Source organism: Bacillus sp. SIMBA_026 (assembly GCF_046535335.1).
GTDB lineage: Bacteria > Bacillota > Bacilli > Bacillales > Bacillaceae > Bacillus > Bacillus velezensis.
Map to the genome: position 1 here is coordinate 1 of NZ_JAWRWX010000337.1, position 253 is coordinate 253.

1 protein-coding gene is annotated in these 253 nt (G+C 54.2%); it reads right to left on the bottom strand.

Going from position 1 to position 253, the window contains the following annotated elements; all coding sequences use genetic code 11:
• On the bottom strand, positions 1-202 hold a 202-nt coding region (locus SB847_RS21705; RefSeq protein WP_410578769.1), incomplete at its 3' end, for a hypothetical protein.
• Positions 203-253: the final 51 nt, after the last annotated feature.

Below are 253 nucleotides of genomic sequence, written 5' to 3' on the forward strand. Positions count from 1 at the left end.
GTGCCTGACCGCGTAGTGCGGGCCGCTTGACCTTGTGCGGCTCGACAACCAGACCTTCCGGCCGCCTTAGCTGGTCTTCGGTGCAATGGAAGATATGGCCAAACTTCCGTAATGTTTTGTCGCTCAGGTGTTCCGCTTTTATCATTTTCTGTAATAGCGTCTCACTTGTGCCGAACTGTTCGGCAAGCTGCTTATCGGTCATACGCCTGTATATCCGCTACGCCGTGACGGGCGATTTTCCGGTTCGGATATG